17 protein-coding genes are annotated in these 18,369 nt (G+C 67.5%); 9 read left to right on the top strand and 8 right to left on the bottom strand.

The genetic code is table 11. The features are described 5' to 3' along the window. Positions 1–52: 52 nt before the first annotated feature. From EDC25_RS10375 to cysS, 3 genes are all read right to left on the bottom strand, one after another. A complete protein-coding gene (locus tag EDC25_RS10375; protein ID WP_123522233.1) occupies positions 53–460 on the bottom strand; it encodes a hypothetical protein in 408 nt (135 codons plus the stop codon). Between the two features lie 76 nt (positions 461–536). Further along, the gene (locus EDC25_RS10370) at positions 537–980 is read right to left on the bottom strand and encodes a SufE family protein (RefSeq protein ID WP_123522232.1); all 444 of its coding nucleotides are present in this window, start codon (positions 978–980) and stop codon (positions 537–539) included. After that, positions 980–2,374 carry a cysteine--tRNA ligase gene (cysS, locus tag EDC25_RS10365; RefSeq protein ID WP_123522231.1) on the bottom strand — a complete coding sequence of 465 codons (1,395 nt, stop codon included), beginning with the start codon at positions 2,372–2,374 and terminating at the stop codon, positions 980–982. The genes EDC25_RS10370 and cysS overlap by 1 nt, the downstream gene beginning before the upstream one ends. A 215-nt stretch (positions 2,375–2,589) precedes the next feature. On the opposite strand from cysS, the gene EDC25_RS10360 reads away from it, so the two are divergent. Continuing rightward, positions 2,590–3,174 (top strand): hypothetical protein, encoded by a 585-nt coding sequence (locus tag EDC25_RS10360; RefSeq protein WP_132577483.1) that lies wholly within the window; start codon positions 2,590–2,592, stop codon positions 3,172–3,174. A gap of 53 nt (positions 3,175–3,227) precedes the next feature. On the opposite strand, the gene EDC25_RS10355 is transcribed toward EDC25_RS10360, so the two are convergent. The 4 genes from EDC25_RS10355 to trxB all read right to left on the bottom strand — a co-directional run bounded on the left by EDC25_RS10355 (position 3,228) and on the right by trxB (position 8,305). Continuing rightward, positions 3,228–5,384, bottom strand: a complete 2,157-nt coding sequence (locus tag EDC25_RS10355) for a S9 family peptidase (RefSeq protein ID WP_123522229.1) — start codon at positions 5,382–5,384, stop codon at positions 3,228–3,230. Between the two features lie 28 nt (positions 5,385–5,412). Then, on the bottom strand, positions 5,413–6,156 hold the full coding sequence (gene aat, locus EDC25_RS10350; RefSeq protein WP_123522261.1) for a leucyl/phenylalanyl-tRNA--protein transferase: 744 nt from the start codon (positions 6,154–6,156) through the stop codon (positions 5,413–5,415). Further along, entirely contained in the window at positions 6,143–7,291 is a 1,149-nt protein-coding gene (locus EDC25_RS10345; protein WP_123522228.1) for a GNAT family N-acetyltransferase, read from the bottom strand. Before EDC25_RS10345 ends, aat begins: the two co-directional genes overlap by 14 nt. Positions 7,292–7,354: 63 nt before the next feature. Beyond that, positions 7,355–8,305 (bottom strand): thioredoxin-disulfide reductase, encoded by a 951-nt coding sequence (gene trxB, locus EDC25_RS10340; RefSeq protein ID WP_123522227.1) that lies wholly within the window; start codon positions 8,303–8,305, stop codon positions 7,355–7,357. A 119-nt stretch (positions 8,306–8,424) separates the two neighbouring features. Here trxB and ald point away from each other — a divergent pair, with 119 nt between their 5' ends. The 8 genes from ald (at position 8,425) to EDC25_RS15105 (ending at position 17,815) form a co-directional block, all read left to right on the top strand. Further along, complete coding sequence (gene ald / locus EDC25_RS10335) at positions 8,425–9,492, top strand: alanine dehydrogenase (protein ID WP_123522226.1); 1,068 nt, start codon at positions 8,425–8,427, stop codon at positions 9,490–9,492. Between the two features lie 77 nt (positions 9,493–9,569). Next, positions 9,570–11,885 carry a DNA translocase FtsK gene (locus EDC25_RS10330; protein ID WP_240639662.1) on the top strand — a complete coding sequence of 772 codons (2,316 nt, stop codon included), beginning with the start codon at positions 9,570–9,572 and terminating at the stop codon, positions 11,883–11,885. 128 nt (positions 11,886–12,013) lie between these two features. Next, on the top strand, positions 12,014–12,670 hold the full coding sequence (gene lolA, locus EDC25_RS10325; protein ID WP_123522225.1) for an outer membrane lipoprotein periplasmic chaperone LolA: 657 nt from the start codon (positions 12,014–12,016) through the stop codon (positions 12,668–12,670). 14 nt (positions 12,671–12,684) lie between these two features. Further along, on the top strand, positions 12,685–13,029 hold the full coding sequence (locus EDC25_RS10320) for a hypothetical protein (protein WP_132577482.1): 345 nt from the start codon (positions 12,685–12,687) through the stop codon (positions 13,027–13,029). A gap of 326 nt (positions 13,030–13,355) precedes the next feature. Continuing rightward, positions 13,356–14,387 (top strand): S-methyl-5-thioribose-1-phosphate isomerase, encoded by a 1,032-nt coding sequence (mtnA, locus tag EDC25_RS10315; RefSeq protein ID WP_377599761.1) that lies wholly within the window; start codon positions 13,356–13,358, stop codon positions 14,385–14,387. Continuing rightward, complete coding sequence (locus EDC25_RS10310) at positions 14,384–14,779, top strand: GtrA family protein (RefSeq protein ID WP_205984975.1); 396 nt, start codon at positions 14,384–14,386, stop codon at positions 14,777–14,779. Before mtnA ends, EDC25_RS10310 begins: the two co-directional genes overlap by 4 nt. Before the next feature lie 141 nt (positions 14,780–14,920). After that, positions 14,921–17,605, top strand: coding sequence for a DNA gyrase subunit A (gene gyrA, locus EDC25_RS10305; protein ID WP_123522222.1), 2,685 nt, complete (start codon positions 14,921–14,923; stop codon positions 17,603–17,605). 84 nt (positions 17,606–17,689) lie between these two features. Beyond that, entirely contained in the window at positions 17,690–17,815 is a 126-nt protein-coding gene (locus EDC25_RS15105; protein WP_276312291.1) for a hypothetical protein, read from the top strand. A gap of 28 nt (positions 17,816–17,843) precedes the next feature. Here the strand turns inward: EDC25_RS15105 and EDC25_RS10300 are convergent, their stop codons facing one another. After that, positions 17,844–18,326 carry a peroxiredoxin gene (locus tag EDC25_RS10300; RefSeq protein ID WP_123522221.1) on the bottom strand — a complete coding sequence of 161 codons (483 nt, stop codon included), beginning with the start codon at positions 18,324–18,326 and terminating at the stop codon, positions 17,844–17,846. Positions 18,327–18,369 lie beyond the last annotated feature (43 nt).

The raw sequence follows: 18,369 nt of genomic DNA, 5'->3' as shown, positions 1-18,369 counted from the left end.
GCGCGCAGCATAGCAGGGCGGCCGATGGCGGGCCGCCGGGCGCCGGCCGGAATCAGTCGCCGTTGTTCTCTTCGCCGCCCTCGGCGTCTTCACGCGCCTTGCCCACCACCGATTCGTTGAGGCTGAGGAAGTGCGCTTCCAGGGCGTCGCAGGCGGCGGCGTCCCCTTCGCAGCGGATATCCATGCGCAGCACGATGCGGTCGCCTTCCTCGACGACGCTGCGCTTCACTGCCGCCGGATGCGCGGGATCGGTCTCCGGCGCGAAGGTCCACAGGGTTTTTCCGGCGCGGTCCTCGATGGTCAGCCAGCCGTCGGCGCGCGACATGGCGACATCGCTGCGCGCGGCCAGCGCGGCGCGTGCCGCTTCCACCGACGGATAGCCGATGTCGCCTTCATCGGCGAAGGCGGCGGTGCCGTTGATCAAGGCGAGCGTGAGCAGGGTGGCGATACGAATGCGCATGGCAGTGTCCGGTTGTTGCAGGGGCCGAACGCTAGCACAGGCCCGGCGCCGGCAAGCGCCGGACCACGCGCACCGTTCAGCCGGGATCGAAGCGTTCGCCGGCCTGGGCACGCCGCGCGATGTCGCGGATGCGTGCAAGCAGGGCCGCCAGGCCATTGCTTCGCGTGGGCGACAAGTGGCTGCCCAGTCCGATGGCGCGGATGAAATCCGGTTCGGTCGCTTCGATCTCGGCGGCGTCGTGGCCGCCCCCGTAGACACGCAGCACGAGTGCGATCAGTCCGGAGACGATCGCTGAATCGCTGGCAGCGTGGAAGTCCAGCCGTTGCGCATCGCCTTCGGCGACGATCCACACCATCGACTGGCAACCGTGAAGGCGATTGTCCTCGTTGCGCCAGGCATCGGGGAAAGGCGGCAGCTTGCGCCCCAGATCGATCAGGTACTGGTAACGCTCGCTCCAGTCACCGAACAGCGCGAATTCCTCGGCGATGGCGGCCTGTGCCGCGTCGATGGCGCTGGACATCAGCGGTTCCAGCGCCAGCGTGCGCCGTCGGCGCCGTCCTCGACCAGCACGCCCAGGTCCGTCAGCGTGCTGCGCAGTTCGTCGGCGCGGGCGAAGTCCCGCGACTTGCGTGCCGCCTCGCGTTCGGCGACCAGGGCGTCGATCCTTGCCGCGAGCTCGCCTTCGCCTTCGTCCCCGGAGGTCGCTCCGCGTTTGAACCACTCGTCCGGCGTCTGCTGCAGCAGGCCGAGCAGGGCGCCGGCGTCGAGCAGTTCGCGCTTGCGGGCACGACGCGTGGCCTCGTCGCCGGCGCGGCGCGCCTCCGCGGCGATGCCGGCCAGGTGCGCCAGCGCTTCAGGCGTGTTGAGGTCGTCGCACAGCGCCTGCAGGATCGAAGCAGGCGGGTCGCCCGCTTCGCCGGCGTCCACGTCCGCGAGGTCGCGCAGCGTGCCGTAGAGGCGGTCAAGCGTGCGGATGGCCTGCTCGACGGCTCCTTCCGACCAGTCCAGCGGCTGCCGGTAATGCGCCGACATCAGCACGTAGCGCAGCGCTTCGGGGGGATAGGCGTCCAGCAGGTCGTGAACCAGCGTGACGTTGCCCAGCGACTTCGACATCTTGCGGCCACCCATGTTGAGCATGCCGTTGTGCAGCCAGTAGCGGGCGAAGACCTTGCCGCCATGCGCGCAGGTGCTCTGGGCGATCTCGTTCTCGTGGTGCGGGAACTGCAGGTCGATGCCACCGGCGTGGATGTCGATGGTCTCGCCCAGGTGGGTTGCCGCCATCGCCGAACATTCGATGTGCCAGCCTGGCCGTCCCCGTCCCCAGGGGCTGTCCCAGCCCGGCAGGTCCGGCGTCGACGGCTTCCAGAGCACGAAGTCGCCGGGCGTGCGCTTGTAGGGTGCGACCTCGACGCGGGCGCCGGCGAGCATTTCATCGGTGGAGCGGCGCGAGAGCTGGCCGTACGCCGGATAGGTGGTGACATCGAACAGCACGTGGCCGTCGGCGGCATAGGCATGGCCGCTGGCGATCAGCCGCTCGCACATGGCGATGATCTGGCCGATGTGGTCGGTGGCATGTGGCACCACGTCGGGACGATCGGCGCCGAGACGGTCCATGTCCTCGTGGTAGGCCTGCGCGTAGCGGTCGGTGATCTCGGAGATCGGCACGCCGCGCTCCGCCGATGCGGCGTTGATCTTGTCGTCGACGTCGGTGATGTTGCGGGCATAGACGACGTTCGGATACAGGCGCCGCAGCAGCCGCACCAGGAGCCCGAAAACCACAGGCGGCCGCGCGTTGCCGATATGGACGTAGTTGTAGACCGTCGGTCCGCAGATGTAGAGCGTCACCCGCTGCGGGTCGAGCGGCTGGAACGGTTCGAGCTGGCGGCTGAGGCTGTTGAAAAGATGAAGCTGCATGGAGGCCCCGGTTGGATGGTCAAACTGCGCGACGGCGGTGGCTGGCACGGGCCAGCCCGGTCAGGGCGGCACGTGCATTGGTGCGCAGCAGCAAGGGGCAACTTTAGCAAACGATCCGCTGCAGGGACGAATTATCAGCTGCCGTTCATATTCGTTGGGCTTGAATGCCCGTTGCTCACAGCTCCTGACGCCAGGACGGCGAGGCGATCCAAGACATGCATTCGAGTTCCCGAGTTGCCTGCGGTACTGCCGCCTCCTGCCTGATTCTCCTCTACTCAGCAACCGCCGTTGCCCAGACGCCCCGGCCCGCTTCGGCAGGGGCGGTCGAGGACGCCTATGTCGAGCACGTCACGTACACCTATGCGCAGGTGCTGCGCGTGGTGCCGGTGTTCAGTGAGATACAGGTGACGGAACTGCGGGAAGACTGTACGGCCCTGAATGCTTCGTCTGCGAATGCGGCAGCGGAGCGGGAGCCGCCTGTCACCACCGTCCCCGGCGGTCGCATGGGCGCCGTCGGGACACTGCTGCAGACGGGGTTCGCGGCAGCTGCGCCGGCACCACGCCAGGCATTGCCCGAGGAACACACGGCCGAACCCGAAGGCTGCCCGCTGGTTGACGATGTGGTGACGGTCACCCGCCAGGAGGGCTTCGACGTCGAATACCGCTACCGCGGTGAAGTGTTCGTATCCCGCCTCGACCATGATCCCGGCGACCGCCTGCGCATCCGGGTGGCGGTCGTTCCAGCGGCCGAAACGGCGACGGGCGCTGGCAGCTGGCAGGTCGCCAGTCCCTCGCGCTGACGTACTGGACGCGCCCGGCTGAAGCGCCGGGCGCATCGCCTGTTTCCCCGGGATCAGCGCTCCGCAACCCCGAGCTGGTCAAGCACGAAGGCATATTCCTCGGCGGTTTCGCGGTAACGCTGGAAACGACCCGACTTGCCACCGTGGCCGGCTTCCATGTTGGTCTTGTACAGCAGCGGCGCGGCGCCGGTGGCGGTCGCGCGCAGCTTCGCCACCCACTTCGCCGGCTCCCAGTACTGCACCTGCGAATCCCACAGCCCGGTGGTCACCAGCATCGCCGGATAGGCGGTCGCGCGCACGTTGTCATACGGTGAATACGACAGCATGTAGTCGTAATACGCCTTCTCGGCCGGGTTGCCCCATTCGTCGTATTCGTTGGTCGTCAGTGGAATGGATTCGTCGAGCATGGTCGTGACCACATCGACGAACGGCACATGCGCCACCAGCACCCGGTATTTCTCAGGCGCCAGGTTGGCGACCGCGCCGATCAGAAGGCCGCCGGCGCTGCCGCCCATCGCGGCGACGCGGTCCCTGGCGACGTAGCCTTCCGCGACCAGGTGGTCGGTGACGGCAATGAAGTCGGTGAAGGTATTGCGCTTGTCGAGCAGCTTGCCGGCTTCGTACCAGCGCCGACCCATTTCCTCGCCGCCGCGTATGTGGGCGATGGCGAACACCATCCCGCGGTCCACCAGCGACAGCCGCGCGGTGCTGAAATAGGGGTCCATCGACATGCCGTACGAACCGTAGGCGTACTGGTACAGCGCGGCACTGCCGTCACGCTGGAAGCCCTTGCGGTACAGCAGGCTGACCGGAATCTTCTCGCCATCGGCGGCCGTGGCCCAGGTTCGCTCGGTCACGTAGTTGTCGCTGTCGAAGCCGCCGAGCACGGGTGCGCGCTTGAGCAGGCGGCGTTCGCCGCTGTCCATGTGCACCTCGTAGATCGATTCCGGCGTGGTCAGCGAGCTGTAGCTGTAACGCAGCCACTCCGAATCCTGTTCGGAGTTGACGTCGATCTCGGCGACATAGGCCGCCTCGTCGGCGCCGATGTAGTCCTCGCGCGCTCCATCCCAGCGCCTGATGCGCACGCGCTTGAGCCCTTCGCTGCGCTCGCCGATCGCCAGGTGGTTGCGGAACAGTTCGAACTCCTCGATGTAGACGTCGTCGCGGTGGCCGACCAGTTCACGCCACTTGCCGCGATCGGCGATGTCGCTGTCCGCCGCTTCCATCAGGCGGAAGTTCGGCGCCTGCCAGTTGGTGCGGATGATCCAGCGGTTGTCGATGTGGTCGGCGTCGTATTCGAAGTCGCGCTCGCGCGCAGCGAGCACCGTGAACGGCTGCTGCGGCTGGTCGGCGGCGACGTAGCGCAGCTCGTCCGACACCGTGCTGGAGCTGTGGATGACGAGGAAGCGCTCGTCACCGGTCCTGCCGATGGCCAGGTAATACGATTCGTCCGGCTCTTCATAGACGAGCACGTCCTGGCTGGTCGGCGTGCCCAGCCGGTGGCGCTTGACGCGCTTGCCGAGCAGGGTGTCCGGATCGTTCTCGATGTAGAACAGGGTGCTGTCGTCGGCAGCCCAGACCAGGTCGGCAGAGACGCCTTCGATGCGGTCGTCCAGCATCGTGCCTGTTTCCAGGTCCTTGAAGCGCAGCACGTACTGGCGGCGGCCGATGGTGTCTTCCGCCCAGACCAGCCAGCGGCCGTTGTCGGAAACCTCGTAGTCGCCGATCTGGAAGAAGCCATGGCCTTCCGCCAGCGTGTTGCCGTCCAGCAGGATTTCCTCAGGCGCCGTCATGTCGCCGCGTCGACGCGCGTAGACCGGATATTCCTGCCCTTCGGCGAAACGCACGTAGTACCAGTAGCCGCGATGGCGGACCGGCACGGAACTGTCGTCCTGCTTGATGCGGCCGACAATTTCGCCGTACAGCTTTTCCGTCCGTGGCGCCAGCCGTTCCATGTGACGGTGGAACCAGGCGTTCTCCGCGCGCAGGTAGTCGAGCACCTTTTCGTTGCTGCGCGAATCGTCGCGCAGCCAGTAATAGGGATCGGTGCGCGAGCCGGCCGGCGCCTCGACGACATGGTCGATGCGCTCGGCGACGGGCGGAAGATCGGCGGCAGCGGGGGCGTTGTCGTTCACGGATTGGCAGGCTGTGATCAGAAGGGGAAGGCCGAGGGAAAGCAGGGCGGTCCGGACCGCCGGATGCAGTGACATGGTGGTTTTCGCTTGGAAAAAAGGAAGTCTAACGCGGTTCGCTGTCGGACAAGCCGGCGGCCGTGACGTGCCCGAAGCCATCCTGCCAGCTGCCGGGCGGACCCGGCAGTGCGCAGAGCGCCCGGCTCTCCCGGATGAACCGTTCGCGCGGCAGCGTGCGGGCGCCCAGGCTTTCCAGGTGCGCCGTGTGCATCTGGCAGTCAAGCATCGGCATGGCGTTGCGATGAAGGAACCGGCACAGGCCGAGCAGCGCCACCTTCGAACCGTTGTCGGAAAGGCTGAACATCGACTCGCCGAAGAACATCCGGCCGATGGCGATCCCGTAGATGCCGCCGACGAGGCAATCGTCCCGGTCGTACACCTCGACGCTGTGCGCATGTCCCCGTGCGTGCATGCGCCGGTAGGCGGTGGCCATCGATGGCAGGATCCAGGTGCCATCCTGGCCCCGCCTTGGCGTGTCAGCACAGTGCGAGATCACCGCGTCGAAGCGGCAGTCGGCGCGCAGGGTCCAGTCGCTGCGGCGCAGGAAGCGGCGCAGGCTGCGCGAGACGTGGAAACCATCGCTGGGCAGCACCATGCGTGGGTCCGGCGCCCACCACAGCAGGGGCTGGCCTTCGCTGAACCAGGGGAAGCAGCCGTGCCGGTAGGCGTTGAGCAGTCGCGGCACCGACAGGTCGCCGCCCCAGGCCAGCAGGCCGTCGGGCTCGCGCAGCGCGCGCTCCACGGGTGGGAACGGCGAGGCCGGGTCGTCATCAAGCTCAGTCAGGTGCATGGGCAAAGGGAGACCGCTCCAGAAGTCCGTCGCGCCACTCGGAAACGGCGGCGCGTTCGTGGCGGAGCGCCTCGCCGATGCGCGCCTGCATCGGCGCGTCGCACAGGTGATGGTAGGACCGGGTCAGCATCGGCAGGAAGCCACGAGCGAGTTTGTGTTCGCCCTGCGCACCGGGCTCGAACACGGACAGCCCGCGCTCGATGGCGTATTCGATGCCCTGGTAATAGCAGCACTCGAAATGCAGGCCTGGCTCGTCGTAAAGGCTGCCCCAGTAGCGCCCGTACAGGCGCGTGCGGCTGTGCAGGAACAGCGCCATCGCGACCGGCGGGCCATCCGGCGCACGTGCCAGTACCACCATGGTCTGCGCCGGCAGCGCTTCGCCCAGGTGCCGGAAGAAGCGCTCGCTGAGGGCAGGGTAGTTGCCCTTCTCGGCAAATGTGCTGACGTACAGCGCATGCACGAACTCCCAGTCGCGCGCCTCCAGTCCGTCGCCGCGCAGGCGCTGGAAGCGCCAGCCGGCGCGGTACAGGTGCTCGCGTTCCTGGCGGATGTTCTTGCGCTTCTTGTGGCTCAGCTCGGCCAGGAACTCGTCGAAGTGGCCATAACCCCGGTTGTGCCAGTGGAACTGGATGTCGCAGCGGTGCAACCAGCGCGGATCACGATCCAGCTCGGCGCTGCTGGCGTCATCGCTGAAGTTGACGTGCGCGCCGGACAGGCCCAGGCGCGAGGCCTCGGCGATCAGCGCGCTGGACAGTGCCCGCGCCAGCTTCGGTTCCGGACGCGTGCCGGTCAGCAGGCGCGCGCCGGTGATCGGCGTATAGGGCACGGCGCAGAGGAGTTTCGGGTAGTAGCGGCGCCCGGCGATCTCATGCGCCTGTGCCCACGACCAGTCAAAGACGAATTCGCCGTGCGAATTGCTTTTCAGGTAGGCCGGGGCTGCGGCAACCAGTTCGTCCCCGCGGTACCAGGCCAGGTGCCAGGGCTGCCAGCCGACCTCGCTGCGCACGCAGCCGTGCCGTTCCAGGCCGGCCAGGAAGGCGTGGCTGAGGAACGGGTCATCGTCGGGCCGCAGGGCATCCCAGCGGGCCGGTTCGATGTCATCGAGTTGCGGATGGATCCGTAATTTCAGCGACATGCCTACAGGCTACGACGATCAACGTACATTGACCGTCGCAGCCGCATTCGGTTCGTCGCGTATTCAGCCCTGATCGAGGAAGCGCTCGGCATCAAGCGCGGCCATGCAGCCGGAGCCTGCCGAGGTGATCGCCTGGCGGTATACGGAATCGGCCACGTCGCCGGCCGCGAAGACGCCGGGCACGCTGGTCTGGGTCGCCAGTCCATCCAGGCCGGTCTTCACCACCAGGTAGCCGCCGGCGCGCATGTCCAGCTGGCCGTCGAACAGGCCGGTGTTGGGGCTGTGGCCGATGGCGACGAAGAAGCCCTGGACGACCAGGTCGCGGCTGGCGCCACCCTTGACCGGGGCGATGCGCACGCCGGTCACGCCGGAGTCGTCGCCCAGCACCTCTTCGACGGCGTGGTCCCAGATGATCTCGACCTTGCCCTCGCGTTCGCGGGCGAAGAGCTTGTCCTGGAGGATCTTCTCGGCGCGCAGCTTGTCGCGGCGGTGGACCAGCGTCACCTTGCGGCAGATGTTGGCCAGGTAGAGGGCTTCCTCGACGGCGGTGTTGCCACCGCCGATCACCGCGACGTCCTGGTTGCGGTAGAAGAATCCGTCACAGGTCGCGCAGGCGGACACGCCGCGGCCCATGAACGCCTGTTCCGAAGGCAGGCCAAGGTACTTGGCCGTCGCCCCGGTGGCGATGATCAGGGCATCGCAGGTGTATTCGCCGCTGTCGCCCTTGAGGCGGAACGGGCGCTGCGACAGGTCCGCTTCGATGATGTGGTCCAAGACGATCTCGGTGTCGAAGCGCTGTGCATGACGCAGCATCCGGTCCATCAGGTCCGGACCAACCAGTCCCTCGACGTCGCCCGGCCAGTTGTCCACCTCGGTGGTGGTCATCAGTTGTCCACCCTGCTGCAGGCCGGTGATCAGCAACGGCTTCAGGTTGGCGCGCGCGGCGTAGACGGCGGCGCTGTAGCCGGCCGGTCCGGAGCCCAGGATGAGCAGCCGGGAATGCTTGACGGTCATATATACTCTCCGCCCGTTGTAATCCGGGCCAATGGTTCGGCGGGAACGCACCGCGAAGGTGCAGATACGCCATCAGCATGGGGCCCGTTCGCCAGCCAATCAAGACCGGAGTCCTTTCCATGCGTATCGGTATTCCCCGCGAAACCAAGACCCTCGAAGGTCGCGTCGCGCTCGTTCCCGCAGCCTGCGGCGACCTGGTCCGCCGTGGCCATGAGGTCTGGCTGGAAAAGGACGCCGGCATCAAGAGCGGCTTCAGCGACGACGCCTACACGCGCGTCGGCGTGAAGATCGCCCCGGACGCGGCGGCGCTGTACGAGAAGGGCGAGCTGATCGTCAAGGTCAAGGAGCCGATCGCCGGTGACCTGCAGCACCTGCGCAAGGACCACCTGCTGTTCTGCTACCTGCACCTGGCGGCCGAGCCCGAGCTGACCCGCAAGCTGCTCGAGATCGGCCTGACCGGCGTCGCCTTCGAAAGCGTCGAGTTCGACGACGGCACGCTGCCGCTGCTGGCGCCGATGTCGATCATCGCCGGGCGCATCGCCACCCAGGTCGGCACGCACCTGCTGCACCAGCCGGCGGGCGGCAAGGGCAAGCTGCTCGGCGGCCTGCCGTCCACCGAGCGTGGCAAGGTCGTGGTGCTGGGCGCCGGGGCGGCCGGCGGCAACTCCGCAGCGCTCGCCGCCGCCGGTGGCGCCAATGTCATCGTCTTCGACAAGCGCCAGGACCGTCTCGCGGAAATGATGGCGATGGGCCCGAACGTGACGGCGCTGTACCCGTACGAGGAGTATGTTGCCCGCGAAGTTACGGATGCCGACCTGATCATCGGCGCCGTGCTGATCCCGAGCGCCCGCGCGCCGCGCGTGGTGACCGCGGAGATGGTGCGGTCGATGGAGCCGGGGACCGTGATGGTGGACATCTCCGTCGACCAGGGCGGCTGCTTCGAGACGACGCGCCCGACGACCTGGGCGAACCCGACCTATGTCGAGCACGGCGTGACCCATTTCGCCGTGACCAACATGCCGGGCGCGGTGCCGAAGACCTCGTCGGAAGCCATCTGCGCCGCGATCCTGCCCTACGTGCAGAATCTGGCGGCGGGCGACGTCTGGCGCGAGGGCACGTCGCTGGCGCGCGGCATCAACGTCGAGGCCGGCAAGCTGGTGCACCCTGCGCTGCAGGGCATGCTCTGAGAGACAAGGCAGCGAATGCGGCGCGTCGCCGTTGCCGCGACGTGATCGTGGCATGATCGCCGCAGAGGTCGACTGACATGCCACCATCGAAAGCACGCGCCGCCGGCGACGACAAGCCGCTGTTCTCCGACACCATGCAGCGCCACCTCAAGGACGTGGCGCTGCTGCTGTTGATGCTGGTGGCGCTGTACCTGCTGCTGTGCCTGATCAGCCACCACCCGGACGATCCGGGCTGGTCGCACGCCGGCACCGGCGGTGATGTCCGCAACCTTGGCGGCGTCGCCGGCGCCTGGCTGGCGGACCTGGCGTTGTATTTCTTCGGCTACGTCGCCTGGACGCTGCCGCCGCTGGTGCTGTGGCTGGGCTGGAACATGGTGCGTCCGCGCGCCGACGAGTCGCGCTTCGATCCCAGCCTGCGCCTGCTTGGCATGCTGATGTTCCTGCTCACGGGCAGCGGACTTGCGCACCTGCATCTGGCGGCCAGCGTCAACCTGCCGGCTTCACCGGGCGGCCTGCTCGGGCAGCTGCTCGGTGGCGGCCTCGCCAGCGTGCTGGCGCACACCGGTGCCAGCCTGCTGCTGCTGACGATGTTCCTGGCCGCGGTGACACTGGCCTTCGGCATCTCCTGGCCGAAGGTGATGGACGCCCTCGGCGATGCCGCGCTGCGGCTGTTCGCCTGGACGATGACGCACCTGCGCCGGCGCGAGGACCGCAGCGCCGCCAAGGTCGCGCGCAGCGAGCGCGAACAGGTGCGCAAGGCCGATCGAAAGTCGCGCGCCGAGCGCGAGCCCATCGTGATCGCCGAGCGGCCGGTGGAAAAGCCGGCCAAGGTCGAACGCAAGCGCGAAGTGCAGATGCCGCTGTTTCCCGGCAGTGGCGGCGAAGGCGACCTGCCGCCGCTGTCGCTGCTCGACGAGCCGCGTGCGCAGCCGGCGGGTTATTCGCCGGAAGCGCTGGAGGCGCTGTCGCGCCAGGTCGAACTGAAGCTCAAGGACTTCCGCATCGAGGCGCGCGTCGTCGGCGTCTATCCCGGCCCGGTGATCACCCGTTTCGAACTGGAACTGGCACCGGGCGTGCGAGCCAGCCAGGTGTCCAATCTCGACAAGGACATCGCCCGCGGCCTGTCCGTGGTCAGCGTGCGCGTGGTCGAGGTCATTCCCGGCAAGACCACCATCGGCCTGGAGATTCCGAACGCGCAGCGCGAGACGGTGTATTTCCGCGAGATCCTTGATTCGGATGCCTATTCGCGCGCCGGCTCGCCGCTGTCGATGGCGCTGGGCAAGGACATCGGCGGCATTCCTGTGGTCGTCGACCTGGCCAAGATGCCGCACCTGCTCGTTGCGGGTACCACCGGCTCGGGCAAGTCGGTCGGCCTGAACGCCATGGTGCTGAGCCTGCTTTACAAGGCCACCGCCAGCGACGTGCGCATGATCATGATCGACCCGAAGATGCTGGAACTGAGCATCTACCAGGGCATCCCGCACCTGCTGGCGCCGGTGGTCACCGACATGAAGGAAGCGGCGAACGCGCTGCGCTGGTGCGTCGCGGAAATGGAGCGGCGCTACAAGCTGATGGCCGCGCTCGGCGTCCGCAACCTGGCCGGCTACAACAAGAAGGTCCGCGACGGCAAGGCCAGCGGCCAGCCGGTGCTCGATCCGCTTTTCCGACCCGAGGACGGCGCGGCGCCGCCGGCGCTGGACAACCTGCCTTTCATCGTCGTGATGATCGACGAGTTCGCCGACATGATGATGATCGTCGGCAAGAAGGTGGAGGAACTGATCGCCCGCCTGGCGCAGAAGGCGCGCGCCGCCGGCATCCACCTGATCCTGGCGACACAGCGTCCCAGCGTCGATGTCATCACCGGCCTGATCAAGGCGAACGTGCCGACGCGCATCGCCTTCCAGGTATCGAGCAAGATCGACTCGCGCACCATCCTCGACCAGAGCGGCGCCGAGACCCTGCTCGGTCGTGGCGACATGCTCTACCTGCCGCCAGGCACGGCGTCGCCGGAACGCGTGCACGGCGCCTGGGTGGACGATCACGAGGTGCATCGCGTCGTCGAGTTCCTGCGCCAGCGCTTCGGCGAGCCCAGCTACGTCGAGGGCGTGCTCGAGGAAGTGCAGATGATGGACAACGGCCAGCTCGTCGGCGCCACCGGCCTGCCCGAGGATGCCGATGGCGACGATCCGGAATCCGACAAGCTGTACGACCAGGCCGTGCAGATCGTGCTGGAGTCGCGGCGTGCGTCGATCTCCGGCGTGCAGCGTCGCCTCAAGATCGGCTACAACCGCGCCGCGCGCCTGATCGAACAGATGGAGGCGGCGGGGCTGGTTTCGCCGCCCTCGCACAACGGCAACCGCGAAGTGCTGGTGCCGGCGCGTCCGAAGGACTAGATGCCCGGCCGGTGATGAGGGGGCGGGCGGCAGCCTGAATGCGCGGCGTCCCGCCGCGGGCCCGGCCACGCGACGGCCGCGGTGACGCTGCTAGAGTCTCGCCAGCGGAACTGCGGGCCGGAGAAACGATGCGACGACTCTGTACGGTAATGATGGCGATCGGCCTGGCGGCCACGGGCGGCAGCGCCTTCGCGCAGGCGCGTGCGAAGCTCGACCGGTTCGCCGATGGCCTGGTGTCCTTGCAGGGCCGTTTCGAACAGCAGGTCTACAACGTCGATGGCAGCCTGCGCGAGCAGTCCGAAGGCGACCTGGCGATGCGTGCGCCGCGGCAGTTCCGCTGGCAGTACCGCACGCCCTACGAGCAGGTCGTCGTGGCCGACGGCAGCCACGTCTGGCTGTATGACGTCGATCTCGAGCAGGTCACCGTGCGTCGCCAGGCGGACGAGGAGGCGCAGAGCCCGCTCGTCGTGCTGACCGATCCGGCCAGCCTCGATGCGCGCTATGAAGTCGGCGAGGGTGGTCGCAGCGACGGGCTGGACTGGCTCAGTCTGACGCCCAAGGAAGGCGACGACGGATTCCGTGAGGCGCTGCTCGGCCTGGGTGACAACGGCCTGGAACGCATGCGCCTGGAAGACAGCCTTGGTGGACGCAGCGAGATCCGCTTCAGCGGCTGGCAGCGCAATCCCGACCTGGATGCGGGTCTGTTCCGCTTCGTTCCGCCGGACGGTGTCGACCTGGTCGGCGATGTCGACAGCCTGCCGGATATCCGGCCCATTGAGGATTGAGCGAGGAACCTGGCGTGTCGAACGAACAACCTTCCGTCGCCGTCCTGTTCTTTCCCCAGGCCGTCGAAGCGATCGGTGGCGCCCTCGGCGGACACCTGCGCGATGGCGAACAGCTGGGTCCGCATGTGCTCTGCCGACAGGTGAACAGCAATGGCCCGTACTTCGAAATGACTTTCGAAGGCCGCGACGGGGCCGGCAACGAGGTCGAGATGCAGGTGATGGTGCCGCACGGCTACATCCGCCTGGTCATGTCGGTGCGTGGTGACGACAGCTTCGGTTTCGCGCGCTTCCGCCCGGGTGGCGTCGTGCCGCCCGCAGTGGCCGAAGCGACTTCATCGGCTGGACCCGCATCCGGTTGACCGGTGCCGTCCGCTGGACGGTCGCCCTGGGCAACGACCGGCGATTTCAACCGTCCAGCCACCTCGGCACGCACCACGCAAAGCACACCGGCACGGGATCCCCGGGCCGCGGCCGTTGAGAGCGCCAGGCCTCACCGGCTGGCGGCCCCGGCGCAGGTCTCCGCATCGGTGGCAGGGATCGTGGCTGCCGGGATCGACCGGCGCGGCAGCGAAGCGACTTCGCCACAGGTCCCGTCACTCAGCGGCGGTTTTGCCGAACCGGCAGCAGGGCGTGCATGCTATGCGCCCCCGCCGGCCACGGCGCGAACCGGACCCCTGTCTCCGCGATGACCAACTACGACCAGTACGACAGCCTGCGCCCCATCGAATGGCGCGGTGACCACCTGCGCCTGCTGGACCAGCGGCTGCTGCCGGCGACGGTGGCGTGGCTGGATTGCCGCAGCGTCACCGAGGTGGCCGATGCCATCCATGCGCTGGCGGTCCGCGGCGCGCCGGCCATCGGCATCGCCGGCGCATACGGCATGGTGCTCGCCGCGCAGGCGTCCTCCGATCCGGCCGACCTGGTGACCGCGGCGCAGACGCTGGTGCAGGCCCGTCCGACCGCGGTCAACCTCGCGTGGGCGGTGCAGGGACTGCTGGCGTCCGCGCAGTCCGAAGGGCACGTCGACCCGGCTGCGTTGCTGCTGCGCGCGCAGTCGATCGAGCGCGAAGACCTTGCAGCCAACCGGCACATGGGCGAACTCGGTGCCGCGCAGATCACAGGCGGCAGCGGTGTGCTGACCCATTGCAATACCGGTTCGCTGGCGACGGCCGGTTTCGGCACGGCTCTGGGCGTGATCCGCGCCGCCTGGGCGCAGCAGCGCCTGTCGGCGGTGTTCGCGACGGAAACGCGTCCGTGGCTGCAGGGCGCGCGCCTGACCGCCTGGGAACTGCAGCAGGACGGCATTCCGGCAACGCTGATCGCCGACAGCGCCGGCGCGCACCTGATGTCCACCGGTCGCGTCCAGTGGCTGGTGGTCGGCGCCGACCGCATCGCCGCCAACGGCGACACCGCCAACAAGATCGGCACCTGCCAGCTCGCCATCGCCGCCCGCCATTACGGCGTGAAGGTCATGGTGGTGGCGCCGTCCAGCACGGTCGACCTCGCCATGGCGAACGGCCGTGACATCGAGATCGAGCTGCGCGATGAGGCCGAGATCACCCGGCTGGGCGGGCAGCCGACGGCGGCGCCCGGCGTGCGTGCCTGGAATCCGGTCTTCGACGTCACTCCGGCAGGGCTGATCGACGCCATCGTCACCGAGCGCGGCGTCGTCGAACAGCCTGCGCCGGGCGCATTGGCGCAGTTGTTGTCACCGTGACCCGTCTGCTGCGCTTCGGCGTCGGCGGCGTCGTCGGCTTCCTGGTCGACAGCGGCGTGCTGTATGCGCTGATGGCGGTCGGGCTGGGTCCGTACGCGGCGCGCGTGCCGTCGTTCCTGTGCGCAGCCACCGCCACCTGGCTGATCAACCGCTACTGGACGTTCGCCGACCGCCGCAGCCTGCGGCGCGGCAGTGAATGGGGTCGCTACGTGGTGGCGATGATCGCCGGCGGCGTGCTGAATTACGCGGTCTATGCCGTCCTGGTCGGCCACAGCGAGGTGGTGCGGACATGGCCGGTACTGGGGGTCGCGGCCGGTTCGCTGGCCGGCATGGTGCTGAACTTCCTCAGTTCCTGGTTCCTGGTCTTCAAGGCGCCGGCACGGCAGCCTTAAAGACAGCGTGAAACAATGGCTTACGTTCGGGCGGTCGCCCGAATGTGCTAGAATCCACGGCTTGATCACAGCGCATTTCCAGATCCGCCATGGCTGGCGGACGGGACGCGCTGTTGCCCGTGACACCGTTGAGGAACCCTGATGGCAGATCACGCCAAGGAAGTCATCCGCGTCAACATCGAAGACGAGATGCGGCAGAGCTATCTCGATTACGCCATGAGCGTGATCGTCGGTCGCGCCCTCCCGGATGTGCGTGATGGCCTGAAGCCGGTGCACCGCCGGTCGTTGTATGCGATGTACGAGCAGAACAACGACTACAACAAGCCGTTCAAGAAGTCCGCCCGCATCGTCGGTGACGTGATGGGTAAGTACCATCCGCACGGCGACTCGGCGATCTACGACACCATCGTGCGCATGGCGCAGCCGTGGAGCCTGCGTTACGTGCTGGTCGATGGCCAGGGCAACTTCGGCTCGATCGACGGGGACGCGCCGGCGGCCATGCGCTACACCGAAATCCGCATGTCGAAGCTGGCGCACGAGCTGCTGGCCGACATCGACAAGGAAACGGTGGACTTCGGCCCGAACTACGACGAGTCCGAATCCGAACCGCTGGTCCTGCCGACCCGCGTGCCCAACCTGCTGATCAATGGTTCGGCCGGCATCGCCGTCGGCATGGCGACCAACATCCCGCCGCACAACCTCAACGAGGTGGTGAAGGCGACGCTGGCGCTGATCGACAATCCCGACATCAGCATCGACGAGCTGATGGAACACGTTCCCGGTCCGGACTTCCCGACCCACGGCATCATCAACGGCGCCGCCGGCATCCGTACGGCGTACCACACCGGCCGCGGCCGTATCCTCATCCGCGCCCGCACCACCATCGAAACCGACGAGCGCAGCGGTCGCGACGCGATCATCATCCACGAGCTGCCCTACCAGGTGAACAAGGCGAAGCTCATCGAGCGCATCGCCGAACTGCACCGCGACAAGAAGATCGAGGGTATCGCCCCGGATGGCCTGCGCGACGAGTCCGACAAGGACGGCATGCGCGTGGTCATCGAGGTCAAGCGTGGCGAGTCCGCCGAGGTGTTGCTGAACAACCTGTACCAGCAGACGCCGATGGAATCGGTGTTCGGCATCAACATGGTGGCGCTGGTCGACGGACAGCCCAAGCTGCTGACGCTGAAGGAGATGCTGGAAGCCTTCATCCGGCACCGCCGAGAAGTCGTCACCCGCCGCACGATCTTCGAGCTGCGCAAGGCACGCGCCCGCGCCCATGTGCTGGAAGGCCTGACCGTCGCACTGGCGAACATCGACGAAATGATCGAGGTCATCAAGACCTCGCCGACGCCGGCCGAAGCCCGTGACCGACTGCTGGCGCGGCGCTGGGAGCCGGGGCTGGTGCGCGCGCTGCTTTCCGAGAAGGGCGCCGACATCTCGCGTCCAGAAGACCTTGCCGAGGGTGTTGGCCTGCACGACGACGGCTACCAGCTGTCGGAGACGCAGGCGAAGGAAATCCTCGACATGCGCCTGCACCGCCTGACCGGCCTGGAGCAGGAGAAGCTGACCGACGAATACCGCGAAATCCTGCGCACCATCGAGCGGCTGGTCGAGATCCTGACCAATCCCGAACGCCTGATGGCGGTGATCCGCACCGAACTGGAAAACGTCGTCGCCGAATTCGGCGACGAGCGCCGCACCGAGATCCGCATCTCGCAGGAAGACCTGCAGACGCTGGACCTGATCGCCGAAGAAAACATGGTCGTCACGCTGTCGCATGGCGGCTACGTGAAGAGCCAGCCGGTCGCCGCCTACCGCGCGCAGCGTCGGGGCGGCCGCGGGCGTTCTGCCACGGCGATCAAGGAAGAGGACTTCGTCGAACAGCTGTGGGTGGCCAATACCCACGACACGCTGCTGACCTTCACCAGCAAGGGCCGCGTGTTCTGGCTGGAGGTGTTTCGCATCCCGCAGGCCAGCGCGCAGTCGCGCGGCCGGCCGATCATCAACTTCCTGCCGAACCTGGACGAGGGCGAGAAGATCAACGCGGTGCTGCCGGTGCGTGACTATCCGGAAGACCGCTATGTGTTCTTCGCCACCGCGGCCGGGGTGGTCAAGAAGACGCCGCTGTCGGCGTTCTCGCGTCCTCGCAGCACGGGCATCTGGGCGATCTACCTGGACGACGGCGACAGCCTGGTCGACGTCGCCCTCACCAATGGCAGTGACGACATCCTGCTGTTCGGTTCGCATGGCAAGTCGGTGCGTTTCGCCGAGGACGAGGTCCGCCCGATGGGCCGTACCTCGCGCGGCGTGCGCGGCATCCGGCTGCCGGACAACGAGCGCGTGGTGTCGATGATCGTGCCGACGCCGGAAGGCGACATCCTCACCGCCACTGCCCGCGGTTACGGCAAGCGCACGCCGCTGCCGGAGTTCCCGCGCAAGGGCCGCGGCACGCAGGGCGTGATCGCGATCCAGACCAGCGATCGCAATGGCGCGCTGGTGAGCGCGGCGCAGGTGGCGGTCAGTGACGAAATCATGCTGATCTCCGACCAGGGCACGCTGGTGCGTACCCGCGTCGCCGAAGTGTCCCAGGTCGGCCGTAATACCCAGGGGGTCACGCTGATCCGCCTGCCTGAAGAGGAATCGCTGATCGGCGTGGTCCGCGTCGATGCCTTCGACAGCGAAGAGGGCGACGACGAGGACCTGTCCGTCGATGCCGCCGATGGTGTCGAAGCCGGCGCCGGCGAGGACAGCGAAGGCGTGGACGGTGAAGGCGAGGGCGGTGCCGCGACTCCGGCGGCCGCCAATGACGGCGACGACGCCTGACGACGTCGCCGGCAATCCGCCCCGGCCGGAAGGCCGTGGCGGGCCGTGGCGGCTGTCGATCCCTGGGCTTGAGCGGTGGCGTTGGTGAAGCGTCGCCAGCGCGCATGGCTGGCGCTGGTGCTGCTGCTGTTGGCAGTGCTGGTGGCCTGGATCCTGGCCGGATCTGGCCTGCTGCCCGTTGACCTCCAGGGCGCCGCGCCGCCGCGTTGAGCGGCGCCAACTGTGCAGTCGGCCGGGATCAGTCCCCGAGCGCGGCCAGCATGGCCTCGGCGCTTGAAACCTTGAACTCCCCGGGCGCTTCGACGTGCAGTGACACCACTTCGCCATTGCGCGCCAGCAGGGCGAAACGCTTTGCGCGCAGGCCCATGCCGTAACCCGTCGCGTCCAGTTCCAGGCCCAGCGCGCGCGTGAAGTCGGCGTTGCCGTCGGCGATCAGCATCAGGCCCGCGGGCACGTTCTGCTGCCGGCCCCAGGCTTCCATGACGAAGGCGTCGTTGACCGCGAGGCAGGCGACATCGACGCCGCGGGCCTTGAACGCCTCATAGTGCCCGACATAGCCCGGCAGATGCTTTGCGGAACAGGTCGGTGTAAACGCGCCGGGAACGGCGAACAGGACCACCGTCCGGTCCTTGAACACGTCATCGGTACCGGCATCCTGGATGCCGTCGTGGACAAGCTTGAACTGCGCTGCGGGAAGGGTGTCGCCAACCTTGATGGTCATGATCGTGGTTCCACGGGGTGAGCGCTGGATGATAGGGCAAAGT

This window comes from Pseudofulvimonas gallinarii (genome assembly GCF_004343305.1).
GTDB lineage: Bacteria > Pseudomonadota > Gammaproteobacteria > Xanthomonadales > UBA2363 > Pseudofulvimonas > Pseudofulvimonas gallinarii.
This window is presented reverse-complemented; position numbering and strand designations above follow the sequence as displayed.

Coding starts and splice junctions, on each gene's coding strand:
- EDC25_RS10375 (WP_123522233.1), bottom strand. CDS start 460: ATGCGCATTCGTATCGCCACCCTGCTCACGCTCGCCTTGATCAACGGC.
- EDC25_RS10370 (WP_123522232.1), bottom strand. CDS start 980: ATGTCCAGCGCCATCGACGCGGCACAGGCCGCCATCGCCGAGGAATTC.
- cysS (WP_123522231.1), bottom strand. CDS start 2,374: ATGCAGCTTCATCTTTTCAACAGCCTCAGCCGCCAGCTCGAACCGTTC.
- EDC25_RS10360 (WP_132577483.1), top strand. CDS start 2,590: ATGCATTCGAGTTCCCGAGTTGCCTGCGGTACTGCCGCCTCCTGCCTG.
- EDC25_RS10355 (WP_123522229.1), bottom strand. CDS start 5,384: ATGTCACTGCATCCGGCGGTCCGGACCGCCCTGCTTTCCCTCGGCCTT.
- aat (WP_123522261.1), bottom strand. CDS start 6,156: ATGCACCTGACTGAGCTTGATGACGACCCGGCCTCGCCGTTCCCACCC.
- EDC25_RS10345 (WP_123522228.1), bottom strand. CDS start 7,291: ATGTCGCTGAAATTACGGATCCATCCGCAACTCGATGACATCGAACCG.
- trxB (WP_123522227.1), bottom strand. CDS start 8,305: ATGACCGTCAAGCATTCCCGGCTGCTCATCCTGGGCTCCGGACCGGCC.
- ald (WP_123522226.1), top strand. CDS start 8,425: ATGCGTATCGGTATTCCCCGCGAAACCAAGACCCTCGAAGGTCGCGTC.
- EDC25_RS10330 (WP_240639662.1), top strand. CDS start 9,570: ATGCCACCATCGAAAGCACGCGCCGCCGGCGACGACAAGCCGCTGTTC.
- lolA (WP_123522225.1), top strand. CDS start 12,014: ATGCGACGACTCTGTACGGTAATGATGGCGATCGGCCTGGCGGCCACG.
- mtnA (WP_377599761.1), top strand. CDS start 13,356: ATGACCAACTACGACCAGTACGACAGCCTGCGCCCCATCGAATGGCGC.
- gyrA (WP_123522222.1), top strand. CDS start 14,921: ATGGCAGATCACGCCAAGGAAGTCATCCGCGTCAACATCGAAGACGAG.
- EDC25_RS10300 (WP_123522221.1), bottom strand. CDS start 18,326: ATGACCATCAAGGTTGGCGACACCCTTCCCGCAGCGCAGTTCAAGCTT.